This window comes from Polaromonas sp. P1_F1, assembly GCF_056405795.1.
The window spans coordinates 303,718-319,117 of sequence record NZ_JBFUBJ010000002.1 but is presented as its reverse complement, the minus strand read 5'-3'; the positions used below and the strand labels follow the sequence as shown (position 1 = coordinate 319,117).

At 60.4% G+C, this 15,400-nt stretch carries 13 protein-coding genes; 1 reads left to right on the top strand and 12 read right to left on the bottom strand.

Going from position 1 to position 15,400, the window contains the following annotated elements:
* Positions 1–3: 3 nt before the first annotated feature.
* Genes AC1DZE_RS07635 through scpA form a run of 6 tightly spaced genes read right to left on the bottom strand, consistent with a single transcriptional unit; the run spans position 4 to position 6,412 of the window.
* A complete protein-coding gene (locus AC1DZE_RS07635; RefSeq protein WP_477669123.1) occupies positions 4–300 on the bottom strand; it encodes a helix-hairpin-helix domain-containing protein in 297 nt (98 codons plus the stop codon).
* A gap of 10 nt (positions 301–310) precedes the next feature.
* Positions 311–1,843 (bottom strand): acyl-CoA carboxylase subunit beta, encoded by a 1,533-nt coding sequence (locus AC1DZE_RS07630; protein ID WP_477669122.1) that lies wholly within the window; start codon positions 1,841–1,843, stop codon positions 311–313.
* A gap of 31 nt (positions 1,844–1,874) precedes the next feature.
* Positions 1,875–2,747, bottom strand: coding sequence for an alpha/beta hydrolase family protein (locus AC1DZE_RS07625; protein WP_477674239.1), 873 nt, complete (start codon positions 2,745–2,747; stop codon positions 1,875–1,877).
* Positions 2,744–3,772, bottom strand: a complete 1,029-nt coding sequence (gene meaB, locus AC1DZE_RS07620) for a methylmalonyl Co-A mutase-associated GTPase MeaB (RefSeq protein WP_477699968.1) — start codon at positions 3,770–3,772, stop codon at positions 2,744–2,746. Before meaB ends, AC1DZE_RS07625 begins: the two co-directional genes overlap by 4 nt.
* Positions 3,772–4,239, bottom strand: coding sequence for a GNAT family N-acetyltransferase (locus AC1DZE_RS07615; protein WP_477669120.1), 468 nt, complete (start codon positions 4,237–4,239; stop codon positions 3,772–3,774). The genes meaB and AC1DZE_RS07615 overlap by 1 nt, the downstream gene beginning before the upstream one ends.
* A 7-nt stretch (positions 4,240–4,246) precedes the next feature.
* Positions 4,247–6,412 (bottom strand): methylmalonyl-CoA mutase, encoded by a 2,166-nt coding sequence (gene scpA / locus AC1DZE_RS07610; protein WP_477669119.1) that lies wholly within the window; start codon positions 6,410–6,412, stop codon positions 4,247–4,249.
* Positions 6,413–6,629: 217 nt separating this feature from the next.
* On the opposite strand from scpA, the gene AC1DZE_RS07605 reads away from it, so the two are divergent.
* Entirely contained in the window at positions 6,630–7,265 is a 636-nt protein-coding gene (locus tag AC1DZE_RS07605) for a GntR family transcriptional regulator (protein ID WP_477646492.1), read from the top strand.
* A gap of 33 nt (positions 7,266–7,298) precedes the next feature.
* Here AC1DZE_RS07605 and AC1DZE_RS07600 read toward each other — a convergent pair whose 3' ends face one another.
* From AC1DZE_RS07600 to AC1DZE_RS07575, 6 genes are all read right to left on the bottom strand, one after another.
* Positions 7,299–8,858 (bottom strand): SpoVR family protein, encoded by a 1,560-nt coding sequence (locus tag AC1DZE_RS07600; RefSeq protein WP_477669118.1) that lies wholly within the window; start codon positions 8,856–8,858, stop codon positions 7,299–7,301.
* A complete protein-coding gene (locus tag AC1DZE_RS07595) occupies positions 8,855–10,129 on the bottom strand; it encodes a YeaH/YhbH family protein (protein ID WP_477669606.1) in 1,275 nt (424 codons plus the stop codon). Before AC1DZE_RS07595 ends, AC1DZE_RS07600 begins: the two co-directional genes overlap by 4 nt.
* A 63-nt stretch (positions 10,130–10,192) precedes the next feature.
* The gene (locus tag AC1DZE_RS07590) at positions 10,193–12,115 is read right to left on the bottom strand and encodes a PrkA family serine protein kinase (RefSeq protein WP_477651075.1); all 1,923 of its coding nucleotides are present in this window, start codon (positions 12,113–12,115) and stop codon (positions 10,193–10,195) included.
* A 453-nt stretch (positions 12,116–12,568) separates the two neighbouring features.
* Complete coding sequence (locus AC1DZE_RS07585; protein ID WP_477669117.1) at positions 12,569–13,516, bottom strand: DMT family transporter; 948 nt, start codon at positions 13,514–13,516, stop codon at positions 12,569–12,571.
* Positions 13,509–14,579, bottom strand: a complete 1,071-nt coding sequence (gene dusA, locus AC1DZE_RS07580) for a tRNA dihydrouridine(20/20a) synthase DusA (RefSeq protein ID WP_477699923.1) — start codon at positions 14,577–14,579, stop codon at positions 13,509–13,511. Before dusA ends, AC1DZE_RS07585 begins: the two co-directional genes overlap by 8 nt.
* 74 nt (positions 14,580–14,653) lie before the next feature.
* Positions 14,654–15,139, bottom strand: coding sequence for a hemerythrin domain-containing protein (locus AC1DZE_RS07575; RefSeq protein WP_477669115.1), 486 nt, complete (start codon positions 15,137–15,139; stop codon positions 14,654–14,656).
* Positions 15,140–15,400: the final 261 nt, after the last annotated feature.

Below are 15,400 nucleotides of genomic sequence, written 5' to 3'. Positions count from 1 at the left end.
GTTTTACTTCCTGTCCTGTTTGGCAAGCAGCGCCTTGCGCTCGGCCGTAAAGTCCCACCACGGCTGTTTCGGTCCGCCGTTCATGAATTTTTTCGCTGCCATGAAGGTGTCAAGAACGCATGGGTCGTGACGCCGGCCCATGGGATCACGCAACGCCTCGTACATCTTCAACGCGTTCATGCGCTTCACATCCGACGGGGCTTGAATGCCGACGGACTGCAGATCCGCCGCCAGCGACTTCCCGATATTCGGTATGTCGGTCAATACCCTCACCTCTGCAGCATGCATTGCCTTGGCCATCACGCGGTCCCTACAGTGGAATGTTCCCGTGCTTGCGCCACGGGTTCTCAATCTTCTTGTCGCGCAGCATCACCAGCGACCGGCAGATGCGCTTGCGCGTCTCATGCGGCAGGATCACGTCGTCGATAAAGCCGCGCGCGCCAGCGACAAAAGGATTGGCAAAGCGGGCCTTGTATTCGGCCTCTTTGGCAGCCAGCTTGGCCGGGTCACCCTTGTCTTCGCGGAAGATGATTTCCACCGCGCCCTTGGCGCCCATCACGGCGATTTCGGCGTTGGGCCAGGCGAAGTTGACGTCGCCGCGCAGATGTTTGGAGCTCATCACATCATAAGCGCCACCATAAGCCTTGCGGGTGATCACGGTGATCTTGGGCACGGTGCATTCGGCATACGCATAGAGCAGCTTGGCGCCGTGCTTGATGATGCCGCCGTATTCCTGGCTGGTGCCGGGCATGAAACCGGGAACGTCGACAAAGGTAATCACCGGAATGTTGAAGGCATCGCAAAAGCGCACAAAGCGTGCAGCCTTGATGGAGCTTTTGATGTCCAGGCAACCCGCCAGCACCAAAGGCTGGTTGGCGACGATGCCGACCGACTGGCCTTCCATGCGGGCAAAGCCGATGATGATGTTTTTGGCGTACTCGGGCTGGATCTCGAAGAAGTCGCCGTCGTCCACCGTCTTGACGATGAGTTCCTTCATGTCGTAGGGCTTGTTCGGGTTCTCGGGCACCAGCGTGTCCAGGCTCAGGTCCATACGGCCAGCCGGGTCGGCGCTGGGGCGCACCGGGGCTTTTTCACGGTTGTTGAGCGGCAGGTAGTTGTAGAGGCGGCGCAGCATCAGCAGCGCCTCGACGTCGTTCTCGAATGCCAGGTCGGCCACGCCGCTACGTGTGGTGTGGGTGGTGGCGCCGCCCAGTTCTTCGGCCGTTACTTCCTCATGGGTCACGGTCTTGACGACTTCGGGCCCCGTCACAAACATGTAGGAGCTGTCCTTGACCATGAAGATGAAGTCGGTCATGGCGGGGGAATACACGGCGCCGCCGGCGCTCGGCCCCATGATCATGCTGATCTGCGGAATCACGCCACTGGCCATCACGTTGCGCTGGAACACATCGGCATAACCGCCCAATGACGCCACACCTTCCTGAATACGGGCACCGCCCGAGTCATTGAGGCCGATGACCGGCGCGCCGACCTTCATGGCCTGGTCCATCACCTTGCAGATTTTCTCGGCATGAGCTTCGCTCAGGGCGCCGCCAAACACGGTGAAGTCCTGGCTGAAGACAAACACCAGGCGGCCGTTGATCATTCCGTATCCGGTGACGACGCCGTCGCCGGGAATCTTGTTGTCCTGCATGCCGAAGTCGGTGCAGCGGTGTTCGACAAACATGTCCCACTCTTCAAACGTGCCTTCGTCGAGCAGCAGCTCCAGCCGTTCGCGCGCTGTCAGTTTGCCTTTGCCGTGCTGCGCATCGATGCGCTTTTGCCCGCCGCCCAATCGGGCCGCGGCGCGTTTCTTTTCGAGTTGTTCAAGGATTTCTTGCATGGTGTGTTCCGCAATTGTTGGACGGTGAAAATTACTTGCCTGATTCAAACAAAAGGCGCGCAGCGGCCTGGCTCATGCGGCGCGAGTCGTGCCCCACGCCCGGCACGGTGGCACGCTCCCAGGCCAGGGGTGTGCCCAGCTTCTGCGCCTGCGCCTGGGCCTGCTCGAAGAAGTGCGTGCCGCGCTCAAAGCGGTTCACGCCTTGGGCTGTGGCTTGCCTGGCCTTGGGAAGGTTGGCCTCATCGGTTTTTATGTCAGTTTCACCAAGCAGCACGATCAGCTTGCGGGCAAAAACCTGCCTGAGTTTGTCGGGGCTGATAATGCTTTCGTTAAGCGCGTAGGGAAATTTGTCTTCCATCAGGCCTGGATATCGGGGCATGGTGTAACTGCCGGCATTGGCCGCCACGGCGACTGAAACGCGGGGTGCCTCGGCCAGCAGCATAAAGCGGTGCACAAACTGCCCGCCCGCCGAGTGGCCGAACAGCAGGTAGTCGCTCGCCGCGAGGCCCTCACCAGCACGGACAAAATCGAAAAGATGCTCGACGATCTGGAAAGACCACTGGGCACGGTCACGGCTTTCAATGCCGCCCATGTTGAACAACCTGGAAGAAAACCGCGCCTCGTCAAACTCCGGGGCCAGCACGATGAGTTTATTTTTCTCCGCAAAAGGCATCCAGTTGTCGCGCATGCGCGAGCCCTGCCGTTCCGCGCCGTGGATCACCATCATTACCTTGGCATCGGGGCCGGCGCTGCGCGCCTTGTAGTAATGCACCGTGACGGGCTTGTCCGCGAAATAGCCTTTGTCGGTGAAGACAAAACTCTGCGGCTCGCCGGCGACCATGCCGCCGGCCCACGCCAGGCATGCCTGAAAAAGCAGCACGAAAAGAATGGCGATTTTCTTCATGCATTCCATCCTTTGGATGCCAGGGCCAGCAAGCTCCTGGCGGCTGTCGATGCCGCAACTTCACCGCGCGCCACTTCGGCCAGCAAGCCGGGCAGGCGCTCACGCACCTGCGGATCCTGACGGAAAGCCTGCTTGAGGCCGGCGTCTATGCGCTCCCACATCCATGACAGCGACTGCTGCTGGCGCCGGGCGRCCAGCTGGCCATTGGCAGTCCGCAGGGACTTGAACTGCATCACGGCTTTCCAGAACACGTCCACGCCTTTGTTGTGCAGGGCGCTGAGCTGGATGACTTGCGGATGCCAGTTTTTGTCGAAATTAGCGGCCTGCGCGCCGTCCATGGCGTTGTTGACCAGACCGAACAAGCGCATGGCTGACGTGATCTGCGCCTCAGCGCGCATCGCCGCGTCGGCATCGATGTCGGCCTTGTTGATGATGACGAGGTCGGCCAGTTCCATCACGCCCTTTTTGATGGCCTGCAGGTCGTCACCGGCATTGGGCAGCTGCATCAGCACAAACATGTCGGTCATGTTGGCGACGGCGGTTTCGCTCTGGCCCACGCCCACGGTTTCCACAATCACCACGTCGTACCCGGCGGCTTCGCAGACCAGCATCGCCTCGCGCGTCTTTTCGGCCACGCCGCCCAGGTTTCCGCTGGAAGGGCTGGGCCGGATATAGGCACGGTCATGCACCGAGAGCTTTTCCATGCGGGTCTTGTCGCCCAGGATGGAGCCGCCTGAGACGGAAGAAGAAGGATCGATCGTGAGCACGGCCACACGGTGGCCCTGGGTGATCAGGTACAGGCCCAGTACCTCGATGAAGGTGGACTTGCCCACGCCGGGAACGCCGCTGATGCCCAGGCGCATGGCCTTGCCGGTGTGGGGCAGCAGGGCCGTGAGTAACTCGTCTCCCTGGGCGCGGTGGTCGGCGCGGGTGGACTCCAGCAGCGTGATGGCCTTGGCGATGGCGCGGCGCTGCACCATTGGGTCCGGGCCCATGATGGCCTGGAGGAAATCGGGCGCGGCCATCACGCGACCGACTCCGTGGCTGGCCATTCGTAGTGCAAGTCGACACCCTCTTCTCCTTGCAGCACAAAGCCGTGGCGCATATAGAAGCGATTCGCATCGCTCCCTTTCAGCGCAGTCAGCCTGACGGCCAGGCTACGCTCGCGTGCCTGCCTGATCACCTGCCGCAGCACCCACGAACCTATGCCCTGACCGCTGGCGTTGCTGCGCAGATAGAGATGATCGAGCCGCAGGGCTGCATCACCCTCAGGCTTGAGCGTGAAGAAGCCCACGCGATTGCCGTCAAGCAGGATGTGTTGCATGTACGGCGGAAAAAATCCCGCGGACAAGCGCTCGCGCGAGCGCGCAAGATCGAAGCGGCCAACGCGCTCCAGGCTGGGGCGCATGGCATCGATGCGCAAAGCCAGCATCTCCTCGAAATCACCGGCGATAACCGGCTGCAAGGACAGGCGGGAACTGATATCCGTCACCGCAGACTCATTTCGCAACAGCTTTGCGAATCTGCTCCAGCACATCCTTGGCGCTGGCCGGGATCGGCGTGCCCGGGCCGTAGATGCCTTTCACGCCGGCTTCGTACAGCATGTCGTAATCCTGCCTTGGAATCACGCCGCCGACAAACACGATGATGTCGTCGGCGCCCTGCTTCTTGAGCTCGGCGATGATGGCCGGCACCAGCGTCTTGTGGCCGGCCGCCAGCGTAGAGACACCGACCGCATGCACGTCGTTCTCAATCGCCTGGCGCGCGCACTCTTCGGGTGTCTGGAACAGCGGCCCCATGTCCACGTCAAAGCCCAGGTCGGCAAACGCCGTGGCCACCACCTTGGCGCCGCGGTCGTGGCCGTCCTGGCCGAGTTTGGAGATCATCACGCGTGGACGGCGGCCCTGCTCTTCAGCAAAAGCATTGATTTCGGTCTTGAGAGTTTCCCAGCCCTCGGCCGAGTCATATGCGGCAGCGTACACACCGGTCACCTTTTGTGTATCGGCGCGGTGGCGCCCGTAGACTTTCTCGAGGGCATCGCTGACCTCACCCACCGTGGCGCGCAGACGCACGGCCTTGATGCTAAGGTCCAGCAGATTGCCGTTGTTATTTTCGGCGGCTGCCGTCAAGGCGTCCAGCGCGGCCTGCACAGCAGCGATGTCCCGCTTTGCCTTGATAGCCTTGAGCCGGGTGATCTGCCCGTCGCGCACGGCCACGTTGTCAATGTCGCGCGATTCAATCGCGTCTTCGGTCTTGAGTTTGTACTTGTTGACGCCGACGATGACGTCCTTGCCGCTGTCGATGCGCGCCTGCTTTTCAGCCGCGGCCGCCTCGATCTTGAGCTTGGCCCAGCCGCTGTCGACGGCTTTCGTCATGCCGCCCATGGCCTCGACTTCTTCAATGATGGCCCAGGCGGCGTCAGCCATGTCCTGGGTGAGCTTTTCCATCATGTAGCTGCCGGCCCAGGGATCGATGACGTGGGGAATGTGGGTTTCTTCCTGGATGATGAGCTGGGTGTTGCGAGCGATGCGGGCGCTGAACTCGGTGGGCAGGGCAATCGCTTCGTCAAACGAGTTGGTGTGCAGGCTCTGCGTGCCGCCAAAGACAGCAGCCATCGCCTCGATGGTGGTGCGCACCACGTTGTTGTAAGGGTCCTGCTCGGTCAGACTCCAGCCCGAAGTCTGGCAGTGCGTGCGCAACATCAGGCTCTTGGGGCTCTTGGCATTGAAGCCCTTCATGATGCGGCACCACAGCAGGCGGGCGGCGCGCATCTTGGCGACTTCCAGATAGAAGTTCATGCCGATGGCCCAGAAGAAACTCAGGCGCCCGGCGAATTCATCCACGTCCAGGCCCTTGCCCAGCGCGGTTTTCACATACTCTTTCCCGTCGGCCAAGGTGAAGGCCAGTTCAAGCGCCTGGTTGGCACCGGCCTCCTGCATGTGATAACCCGAGATCGAGATCGAATTGAACTTCGGCATGTTCTGCGCCGTGTATTCAATGATGTCGCCGATGATGCGGATGCTGGGCTGGGGCGGAAAGATATACGTATTGCGGACCATGAACTCCTTGAGGATGTCGTTCTGGATGGTTCCGCTCAGTTTTTCCTGGCTCACGCCCTGCTCTTCGGCCGCGACCACATACCCTGCCAGCACCGGCAGCACCGCGCCGTTCATGGTCATGGAGACGCTGACCTTGTCCAGCGGGATCTGGTCGAACAGGATTTTCATGTCCTCGACCGAATCAATCGCCACGCCGGCTTTGCCCACGTCGCCGGTCACACGCGGATGGTCGCTGTCGTAGCCGCGGTGCGTGGCCAGGTCAAACGCCACCGACACGCCCTGCCCTCCCGCGGCCAACGCCTTGCGATAGAAAGCATTCGACTCCTCAGCCGTGGAAAAGCCGGCGTACTGACGGATCGTCCATGGGCGCACCGCATACATGGTGGCCTGTGGGCCGCGGATGAAAGGCTCAAAACCCGGCAGCGTGTTGGTGTGCGGAAGGTCTTTGGTATCTTCGGCGGTGTAAAGCGGCTTGACGCTGATACCGTCTGGCGTCTGCCAGTTCAGCGCGCCCACATCGCCGCCAGGCGCCGATTTGGCAGCGGCTTTGGCCCATGCTTCGAGGCTGGCTGCAGGAAATTCAGGTTCTTTGCTGGGCTTGGACATGGGATGGGTTTACCGTAACGGGTCTTCACGCCGGGTGCTGCGATAGAAACAGCATAGGCTCAGCATGAGAGGAAGTCATGAATCCGGCCAAGTTTACATCATTTATAATTATTGATGCAAAATTCAGTTTGAAGTAAGATGCCCACTAACTCGCGTGCAGCGCTGATCGAAAGCAGCGCCCACTCGAAGCTTTCGCACATTCAAAAAATTTATACCCATGGCCGCAGTGTCCCTGACCCCTCGAGCGCTTTACGAAGAAGTGGCGGAGCTTTTGCGCCAGCGCATCTTCAACCGCGAACTGACGCCGGGCAGCTGGATTGACGAGCTCAAGCTGGCCGAGGAATACGGCATCAGCCGAACGCCGCTGCGCGAAGCCCTGAAAGTGCTGGCCACCGAAGGCCTGGTCACGATGAAGGTGCGGCGCGGCGCCTATGTAACCGAAGTGTCTGAGCGGGACCTGGCCGATGTGTATCACCTGCTTGCGCTGCTGGAGAGCGACGCGGCCGGTGTGGTGGCCACCCAGGCGACGCCTTCCCAGCTCAAGGAACTGCAGGGCCTGCATAACGAACTCGAGAAAGCCGTCGGCAACCGTGAGCGGTTCTTCGAGATCAATGAAGCCTTTCACATGCGCCTGCTGGAAATCGCCAACAACCGCTGGCGCGACCAGATGGTGGCCGACCTGCGCAAGGTCATGAAGCTCAACCGCCACAACTCGCTGCTCAAAAGTGGCCGCATTGAAGAGTCGCTTGCCGAGCATCGCGCCATCATGCAGGCGCTGTCGTCAGGCGACGCGAATGCCACCGCGCAGCGCATGCGGGAGCACTTCAGGAACGGACTGGAAGCGGCGGCCTGACAACCCCACCTTCCGGCCGACCCCTGAATGAAATCAGGCCTGCGGCAGCGCCTCCCAGTGCTGCACCACCTTGCCATGCTTGTCCACACTTTCAAGCAGGACGGGAAAACCCCAAAGGCGCGCAACATGCTTGATCACCTCCTGGACATCGTCCGTGAGCGTTCGGTCGTTGTGGCGGCTGTGGCGCAAGGTCAGGGAGCGGGTCCCGCGCACGTCCACGTCCCAGACCTGTATGTTGGGCTCGCGGTAATTCAGGTCATGCTGGCGCGACAGCGCCTCGCGTACATGCCGATAACCCGCGTCGTCATGAATGGCCGCCACTTCAAGCTCGGACTTGCTCGCATCATCCACCACTGAGAAGAGGCGGAATTCGCGTATCAGACGCGGCGAAAGGTATTGCCCGATGAAACTCTCGTCGCGGAAATGCCGCATCGCGTAGTCCAGCGTCTCCAGCCAGTTGGAGCCGGCAACGTCCGGCAGCCACTGCCGGTCTTCTTCCGTGGGAGACTCGCAAATGCGCTTGAGGTCGCTGAACATGGCAAACCCCAGCGCGTAGGGGTTGACGCCGTTGTAGCCCGGATGTGTCACCGGCGGCTGGTAAATGACATTGGTGTGGGATCGCAGGCATTCGATCATGAAGCCGTCGGTCAGCAAGCCCTCGTCGTACAGGGAATTGAGCAGTGTGTAATGCCAGAAGGTGGCCCAGCCTTCATTCATGATCTGCGTCTGGCGCTGTGGGTAAAAATACTGGCCGATCTTGCGCACGATGCGGATCACCTCGCGCTGCCAGGGTTCCAGCAGGGGCGCGTTCTTCTCGATGAAATACAGGATGTTTTCCTGCGGCTCCGGCGGAAAACGGCGATGGGTTTTTTCGGCCGGCTTGTCGGCAGACCTGGGGACTGTGCGCCACAGGTCATTGAGCTGCTGCTGCAGATAAGCCTCGCGGTCCTTGCGGCGGGCTTCTTCCTCCGCCAGCGACAGCTTCTGCGAGCGCTGGTAACGGTCCACGCCGTGGCTCATCAGGGCATGGCAGGAATCCAGCAGCTGCTCGACGGGCTCCCAGCCGTGGCGCTCTTCGCACTCGGCAATGTAGGCCCGCGCGTATACCAGGTAGTCGACGATGGCGCCGGCGTCGGTCCACATCTGGAACAGGTAGTTTCCCTTGAAGAAGGAGTTGTGCCCGTAGCAGGCATGCGCCATCACCAGCGCCTGCATGGGCATGGTGTTTTCTTCCATCAGGTAGGCGATGCAGGGGTTGGAATTGATCACGACTTCGTAAGCCAGCCCCATCTGGCCGCGCCGGTAATTTTTTTCCGTCGAGATGAACTGCTTGCCGAAGGACCAGTGCCGATAGTTCACCGGCATGCCCACCGAGGCATAGGCATCAATCATCTGCTCGGCCGTGATGACCTCGAGTTGCACCGGGTAGGTGTCCAGGCCGAAGGACTTTGCCTTTCGCGCAATCTCGCCGTGGTAGAGCTCGATCAACTCGAAGGACCAGTCGGACGGGCTGGGCAGGCAGGCATGCCGGCGCCCGGTGCCGGACAAGCCAGGCGCCGCCACTTCGGCAGGCTTTCTCTCGCTCTTTGTCATGGCTTGACGCCTTTTTTGAACAACTCCCTGAACACCGGGAAAATCTCGTCCGCGGCTGCGACCTTGCGCATCGCGAAATTACGGTTGTCCTCTTGCACCTGGGTGTACTCCTCCCAGAGGTTCTGGTCCTCTTCACCGACCTGGACATAGGCGAAATACCGCGACACCGGCAGCAGCTTGCCGACCAGCAATTCGCGGCAGCGTGCCGAATCCTGGTGCCAGTTATCGCCGTCCGAAGCCTGGGCGCCATAGATGTTCCAGTCGCCGGGAGGATAGCGCTCCTGGATGATCTGGTGCATCAAGGCCAGTGCGCTGGACACCACGGTGCCACCGGTTTCGGTGGACTGGAAGAATTCCTCTTCGGACACCTCGGTGGCCTGGGTGTGGTGGCGAATGAAGATGACGTCGGTTTTCTCGTAATGCTTCCTGAGGAACAGGTACAGCAGGATAAAAAACCGTTTGGCGATGTCCTTGCGCGTTTCGTCCATGGAGCCCGATACATCCATCAGGCAAAACATGACCGCCTTGGCACTGGGCTGCGGCACCCTGACCCGGTTGCGGTAACGCAGATCGAAGGGATCGAAAAACGGGATGGCCTTGAGGCGCCGGCGAAGCGCGTCGACTTGTGTCCTCAAGGAAAGAATCTCGTCAGGCAGGTCCGGCGCGTCGCGCAGCGCCAGCGCCAGCTGCGCCTCCAGCTCATGCACCTGCCGCCGCGTCTCCCCGCCTATGGCGATGCGCCGGCTGAGCGCGACCCGCAGCGAACGCACCACGTGCAGGTTGGTCGGCGTTCCGTCCGAGATGAAACCGGCGCGGCGGGACTTCCATTCCGGCGCATCGGGCAAAAGCTGGGTACGTATGAGATCGGGCAGCGCAAGGTCGTCAAAAAAATACTGCATGAACTCTTCGCGCGTGATGCGGAAGACAAAGTCGTCCTCACCCTCACCGTCGGGACTGGCCTCACCGCCCGACCCGCCGCCGCTGCCGCCCTGCGGCCGCGCGATGCGGTCGCCGCGTACGTATTCGCGGTTACCGGGGTGCACAGTCTCGCGCGTGCCGCCGGTATGACCAAACACCGGCTGGTAAACGTCGCGCCGCGGCAATGTGACGTCTTCGCCCTGTTCGATGTCATGGATGCTGCGGCCCGCGACAGCACGGCGCACGGCGTCGCGTATCTGCCCACGGAATCGGCGCAGGAAACGCTCGCGGTTGCCGATGGACTTGTTCTTTCCCGCCAACCGCCTGTCAATGACTTGCTGGAGCACGTTGATCTCCGGTCACATACACATGACTACACCTGACACAGGACGCGCCGCCACGGCGCGCCGCGGCCCTCAGGAACTCTTGCGTACCCGCAGGTACCAGTCGCACAGCAACCGGACCTGCCGCGTGGTATACCCCTTGGCGACCATGCGGTTGACGAAGTCTTCGTGTTTTTGCTGCTCGTCCGCGCTGGCCTTGGCATTGAACGAAATCACTGGCAGCAGGTCTTCGGTGTTCGAGAACATCTTTTTCTCGATCACGGTACGGAGTTTTTCGTAGCTGGTCCAGACCGGGTTCTTGCCCGCATTGTTGGCCCGCGCGCGCAACACGAAATTGACAATCTCGTTGCGGAAGTCTTTCGGGTTGCTGATGCCGGCAGGCTTCTCGATTTTCTCGAGCTCGGCATTGAGCGCCGAGCGGTCAAAGATTTCGCCAGTATCGGTATCACGGTATTCCTGGTCCTGGATCCAGAAGTCGGCGTAGGTCACGTACCGGTCGAAAATGTTCTGCCCGTATTCCGAATAGGACTCCAGGTAGGCCGTCTGGATTTCCTTGCCGATGAACTCGGCATAACGCATGGCCAGGATTTCCTTGATATAGGCCAGGTACTTCTGCTCGGTTTCAGGCGGGAACTGCTCGCGCTCGATCTGCTGCTCCAGCACATACATCAGGTGCACAGGGTTGGCCGCGATTTCGGTGGAGTCGAAGTTGAACACCTTGGACAAAATCTTGAAGGCAAAACGCGTCGAGATCCCATTCATTCCCTCGTCGACACCCGCATAGTCGCGGTATTCCTGGTAGCTCTTGGCTTTCGGGTCGGTGTCCTTGAGATTTTCGCCGTCATACACCTGCAGCTTGCTGAAGATGCTGGAGCTCTCGGGCTCCTTCAGGCGCGTCAGCACGGCAAACTGCGCCATCATCTTCAGGGTGCCGGGCGCGCAGATGGCGTTGTGCAGCGAGGAGTTGTGAATCAGCTTTTCATAAATCTTCACTTCCTCCGACACGCGCAGGCAATACGGAATTTTGACGATGTAAATCCGGTCCAGGAAAGCCTCGTTGTTCCTGTTGTTCTTGAACGCCTTCCACTCGCTTTCGTTGGAGTGCGCCATCACGATGCCGTCGAAGGGAATGGCGCCAAAGCCCTCCGTGCCCTTGAAGTTGCCTTCCTGAGTGGCGGTCAGCAAGGGATGCAGCACTTTGATGGGCGCCTTGAACATCTCCACAAATTCAAGCAAGCCCTGGTTGGACAGGCACAGGCCGCCGGAATAGCTGTAGGCGTCCGGATCGTCCTGGGCGTAAGTCTCCAGCTTGCGGATGTCGATCTTGCCGACCAGCGAAGAGATGTCCTGGTTGTTCTCGTCGCCAGGCTCTGTTTTGGAAATGGCGCACTGCTTCAGTATGGAAGGAAAGCGCTTGACCACACGGAACCGGCGAATATCCCCGCCGTACTCCTCGAGGCGCTTGACCGCCCACGGCGACATGACTCGCTGCAGGTAACGCGGTGCAATGCCGTACTGGGACTCGAGCAGCGGAAGGTCCTCTGCATTATTGAACAGGCTGAGCGGAGACTCATTAACAGGCGATCCCTTCAAGGCGTAAAAAGGTACTTGCTCCATCAGCTGTTTGAGCCGCTCGGCGATCGACGATTTGCCGCCACCCACAGGGCCCAGCAAATAGAGGATTTGTTTTTTCTCTTCCAGGCCCTGCGCAGCATGGCGGAAATAGGAAACCACCTGTTCGATGGGATCCTCCAGGCCGTAAAAGTCGCGGAACGCCGGGTAGATCTTGATGACCTTGTTGCCGAACAGACGCGACAGGCGCTGGTCATGCCGGGTGTCCAGCAGTTCAGGCTCACCAATGGCGGCGAGCATGCGCTCAGCCGCGGTGGCGTAGACGAGAGGACTGCGCTTGCAGGCGTCGAGGTAGTCCTCGATGGACAACTCCTCTTCTCGCGTCTGTTCATAACGCGTCAGAAAATTACGGACGACATCCATAAAGCCTCCTTTGCGCGCGGGAACCGAAGCACCCCGACTCATGATGGAAATCTGCTTCAGATTCCGCGCAATGCATCGACTGTTATCTCACACCATGCGATTGGTAGATCGCAGCATCAACGGAAAGTTCCAGGGAACAATCGTTTCCATTATTTTCCAAATGCGCGAATAGGTACAGCGTATTTTTTAACGAATGCGGGCGATATGTATGAGTGTGTGCACCTTGCCGAAACCATCGCACGTCCGTCTTCATGGTCGTTGAGTTTGCTATCTTTTTAATAGCTGAGTGCGCAGGCGATCTGGCAGCTTTGAAGGTTTTGTTGAAGAATGAAAAATCGCTGGCCGCGATTCATTTCAAAGCCGAAGCGCATTCAACAGACAAAAATCAGACACACGCGTTGCATGGACAAACAGCAGACCGCAAGCTGAAGTCACCAATGCGTGTCAGAAATTTCAAGTGCCTTCTGTCAGTATCGGCCCTGAATGTTTTTTAGTCAGCCCTTTGTCGGCGCCCGTTACAAAAAATACGCCGGGCAGTATCAATGCGGCACCCACCGCGTGGTGCCAGCCCAACGGTTCGCCCAGCACGCCCCAGGCAGCCAGCGCCGCATAGAGAGGACCCAGGTACAGCGACACTGCCACACGGCTGGCACCCAGGATTTTTTGCGCCCAGCCGTAAATCCAGTAAGCGCCCAGCCCCGGCACAATTGCGGCCACCACGATCAGCCACAGCCCGTAGCCGCTTAACGACAGGGCATCAGGCCGCGACATTTCCCAAACAGTCAAGGGAAGCAACACCAGGCTACCGCCTACGCAGATGGCCGCCAGCCTGGCCGTGGCGCCAAGCGGGCTGGGCCACTGCTTTTGCAGCAAGGCATAGGCAGCCCATGACACCGTGGCAGCCACGATCCACAGGTCTCCTGCCGAGAACTGCACGCCAGCCAGTGCGGTCCATTGGCCTTTGACCACGACGTGCACCACACCGGCGATGGCCAGCAGCACCCCCAGGCCCTGGCGCAGGCCCAGGCGCTCACCGAGCCAGATCACTGCCCCCAGACCTATCAGCACCGGCGACGCTGCATAAATAAGCGCGATATTCATCGCACCGGTGGACCGCGCCCCCTGGTAAACCCAGGCGCCGCAAATCACCATGCCCAAGGTACCGAGCACCAGATACTGCCACCACACTTTGGCGATGTGGCCGCGCTGGCGCCACAGCTCGGACCGCGTAAGCAGCAGCAGAAGCAACGCCGCCAGGCCCCAGCGCCCGAAAGCCAGCAGATAAGGGCCTATCACGCCCGGCGCCTTGCGCGCCACGATGTAGTTGACTGTCCAGAGCGCCGGTACCAACCAGAGCAAGGCCAACGCCTGGCGCGCCTGTTTTTGCGCGGAATCAGGCATCGGCCATGGCGGTGGTGTCGGCTAGCGTCGATGGCGACGAAGCCGGCATTTCGTGTGCCAGCGCCATCACGGCATGCGGCGGGAGGTCGCGCAGGCGGTGGTCGCTCCAGACCTGGCGCCAGCGCCGCGCACCGGGCAAGCCGTTGCGCAGGCCCAGCATGTGGCGCGCAATGGCGCTCTTGGGTGTGCCATGCTCAGCGGCCTCGCGCAACATGTAGTCGCACATCTGCGATTCCACAGCTTCACGGGTCGGCAGGGATTCGGTAGCGCCGAAAAAAGCGCTGTCCCAGGAAGCCAGCCACCAGGGGTTGTGATAGGCCTCACGGCCTATCATCACGCCGTCAAGCGCGGCCAAATGCCCGGTCACCTCTTCCTGCGTGTTGATGCCGCCGTTGATGCAGATGACCAGGCCCGGCAATTCCTTCTTGAGGCGGTGCACCAACTCATAACGCAGCGGCGGCACCTCGCGGTTTTCCTTGGGGGAAAGGCCCTTGAGCCAGGCGTTGCGCGCATGCACGATAAAGACCTTGCAACCGGCCTCGCTCACCGTGCCCACAAAGTCGCGCACGAATTCATAGCTTTCAGCCTTGTCGATGCCGATGCGGTGCTTCACCGTGACCGGCACATCGACCACATCGACCATGGCTTTCACGCAATCGGCCACCAGCTGCGGCTCGGCCATCAGGCAGGCGCCGAAAGCCCCGCGCTGCACGCGCTCGCTGGGGCACCCGCAGTTGAGGTTGATTTCGTCATAGCCCCATTGTTCGCCCAGCTGCGCACAGCGCGCCAGATCCGCCGGCTCGCTGCCGCCCAGCTGTAATGCCACGGGATGTTCTTCGGCGTTGAAGCGCAAGTGGCGCTCCACGTCACCGTGGATCAAGGCACCCGTGGTCACCATTTCGGTGTAGAGCAAGGCGTGGCGCGACAACAACCGGTGAAAGTGGCGGCAATGCCGGTCGGTCCAGTCCATCATCGGCGCCACGCTCAGCCGCCAGGGATGGCCCGGCAATGCGGCAGATGCGCCGGATACAGGCGCAGCGGGAAATGGAAATGGGGCTGACATAGCCCCATTTTCCCAGAAAGGACGCACCCGCAGCGGCGCAGGGTTTTGGCCCGGAGAAGCCCGCCCAAAAACCGTCAGACCTCGGCAGTTTTGAATTCGTCCATGAGTTCCATTTTGCGCTGGCTTAGCTCGTCGGCCAACGCAACCAGGTCCAGCCTGGACTTGCGGGCCTTGACGAACATTTCCTCGCGCTCCTCCTTCACATGGTGGTCGATGTATTCGCCCAGTACCGTCACACGAGCGTCATACAGGTCGTCTTCCGGATCCATGCCCGATATCTGTGCGATCAGGTCTTTGGCCGTACCGTGCTCCACTTCTGCCTCGTCGAGCAGCGCGTCGTCATTGATGGCCGCGCGCACTTGTGGATAGAAGATTTCTTCCTCAATTTGCGCGTGCACCGTCAGCTCCTGGCAGATCTTGTCGGCTACTTCGCGCTTCTCCTCGCCGGACGCATGGCTGTCGCACAACTTCTTGAAGGTGGTAAACAGTTTTTTGACGGCAATATGGTCGGCATCCAGCAGGTCTACGGCATCGTGCTTTTTCGGAGGTGCTTTGCTCATGGGGATCCTCTTTGGGGTTAATGGTCAGTCTGTTTGTGGGTTGAAATTCAATGCGGCCAGCAAAGCCAGCCGCCAAGCCAATTTAGGCCGACGCTCGCGCGAGATTTGTGGGAAACCCGGGAGCGCTTGTGTAGGAATACAGGAACCTGTCGGAGTCGGGCAAAAACCGTGGCGGCCTTGCTGCAGAGGCCCGGGAATTCGCCCAAACCGGCGTGCCGCACTCCGGCAAGCGGGTAATATGGACGGTTACACCATCCGACC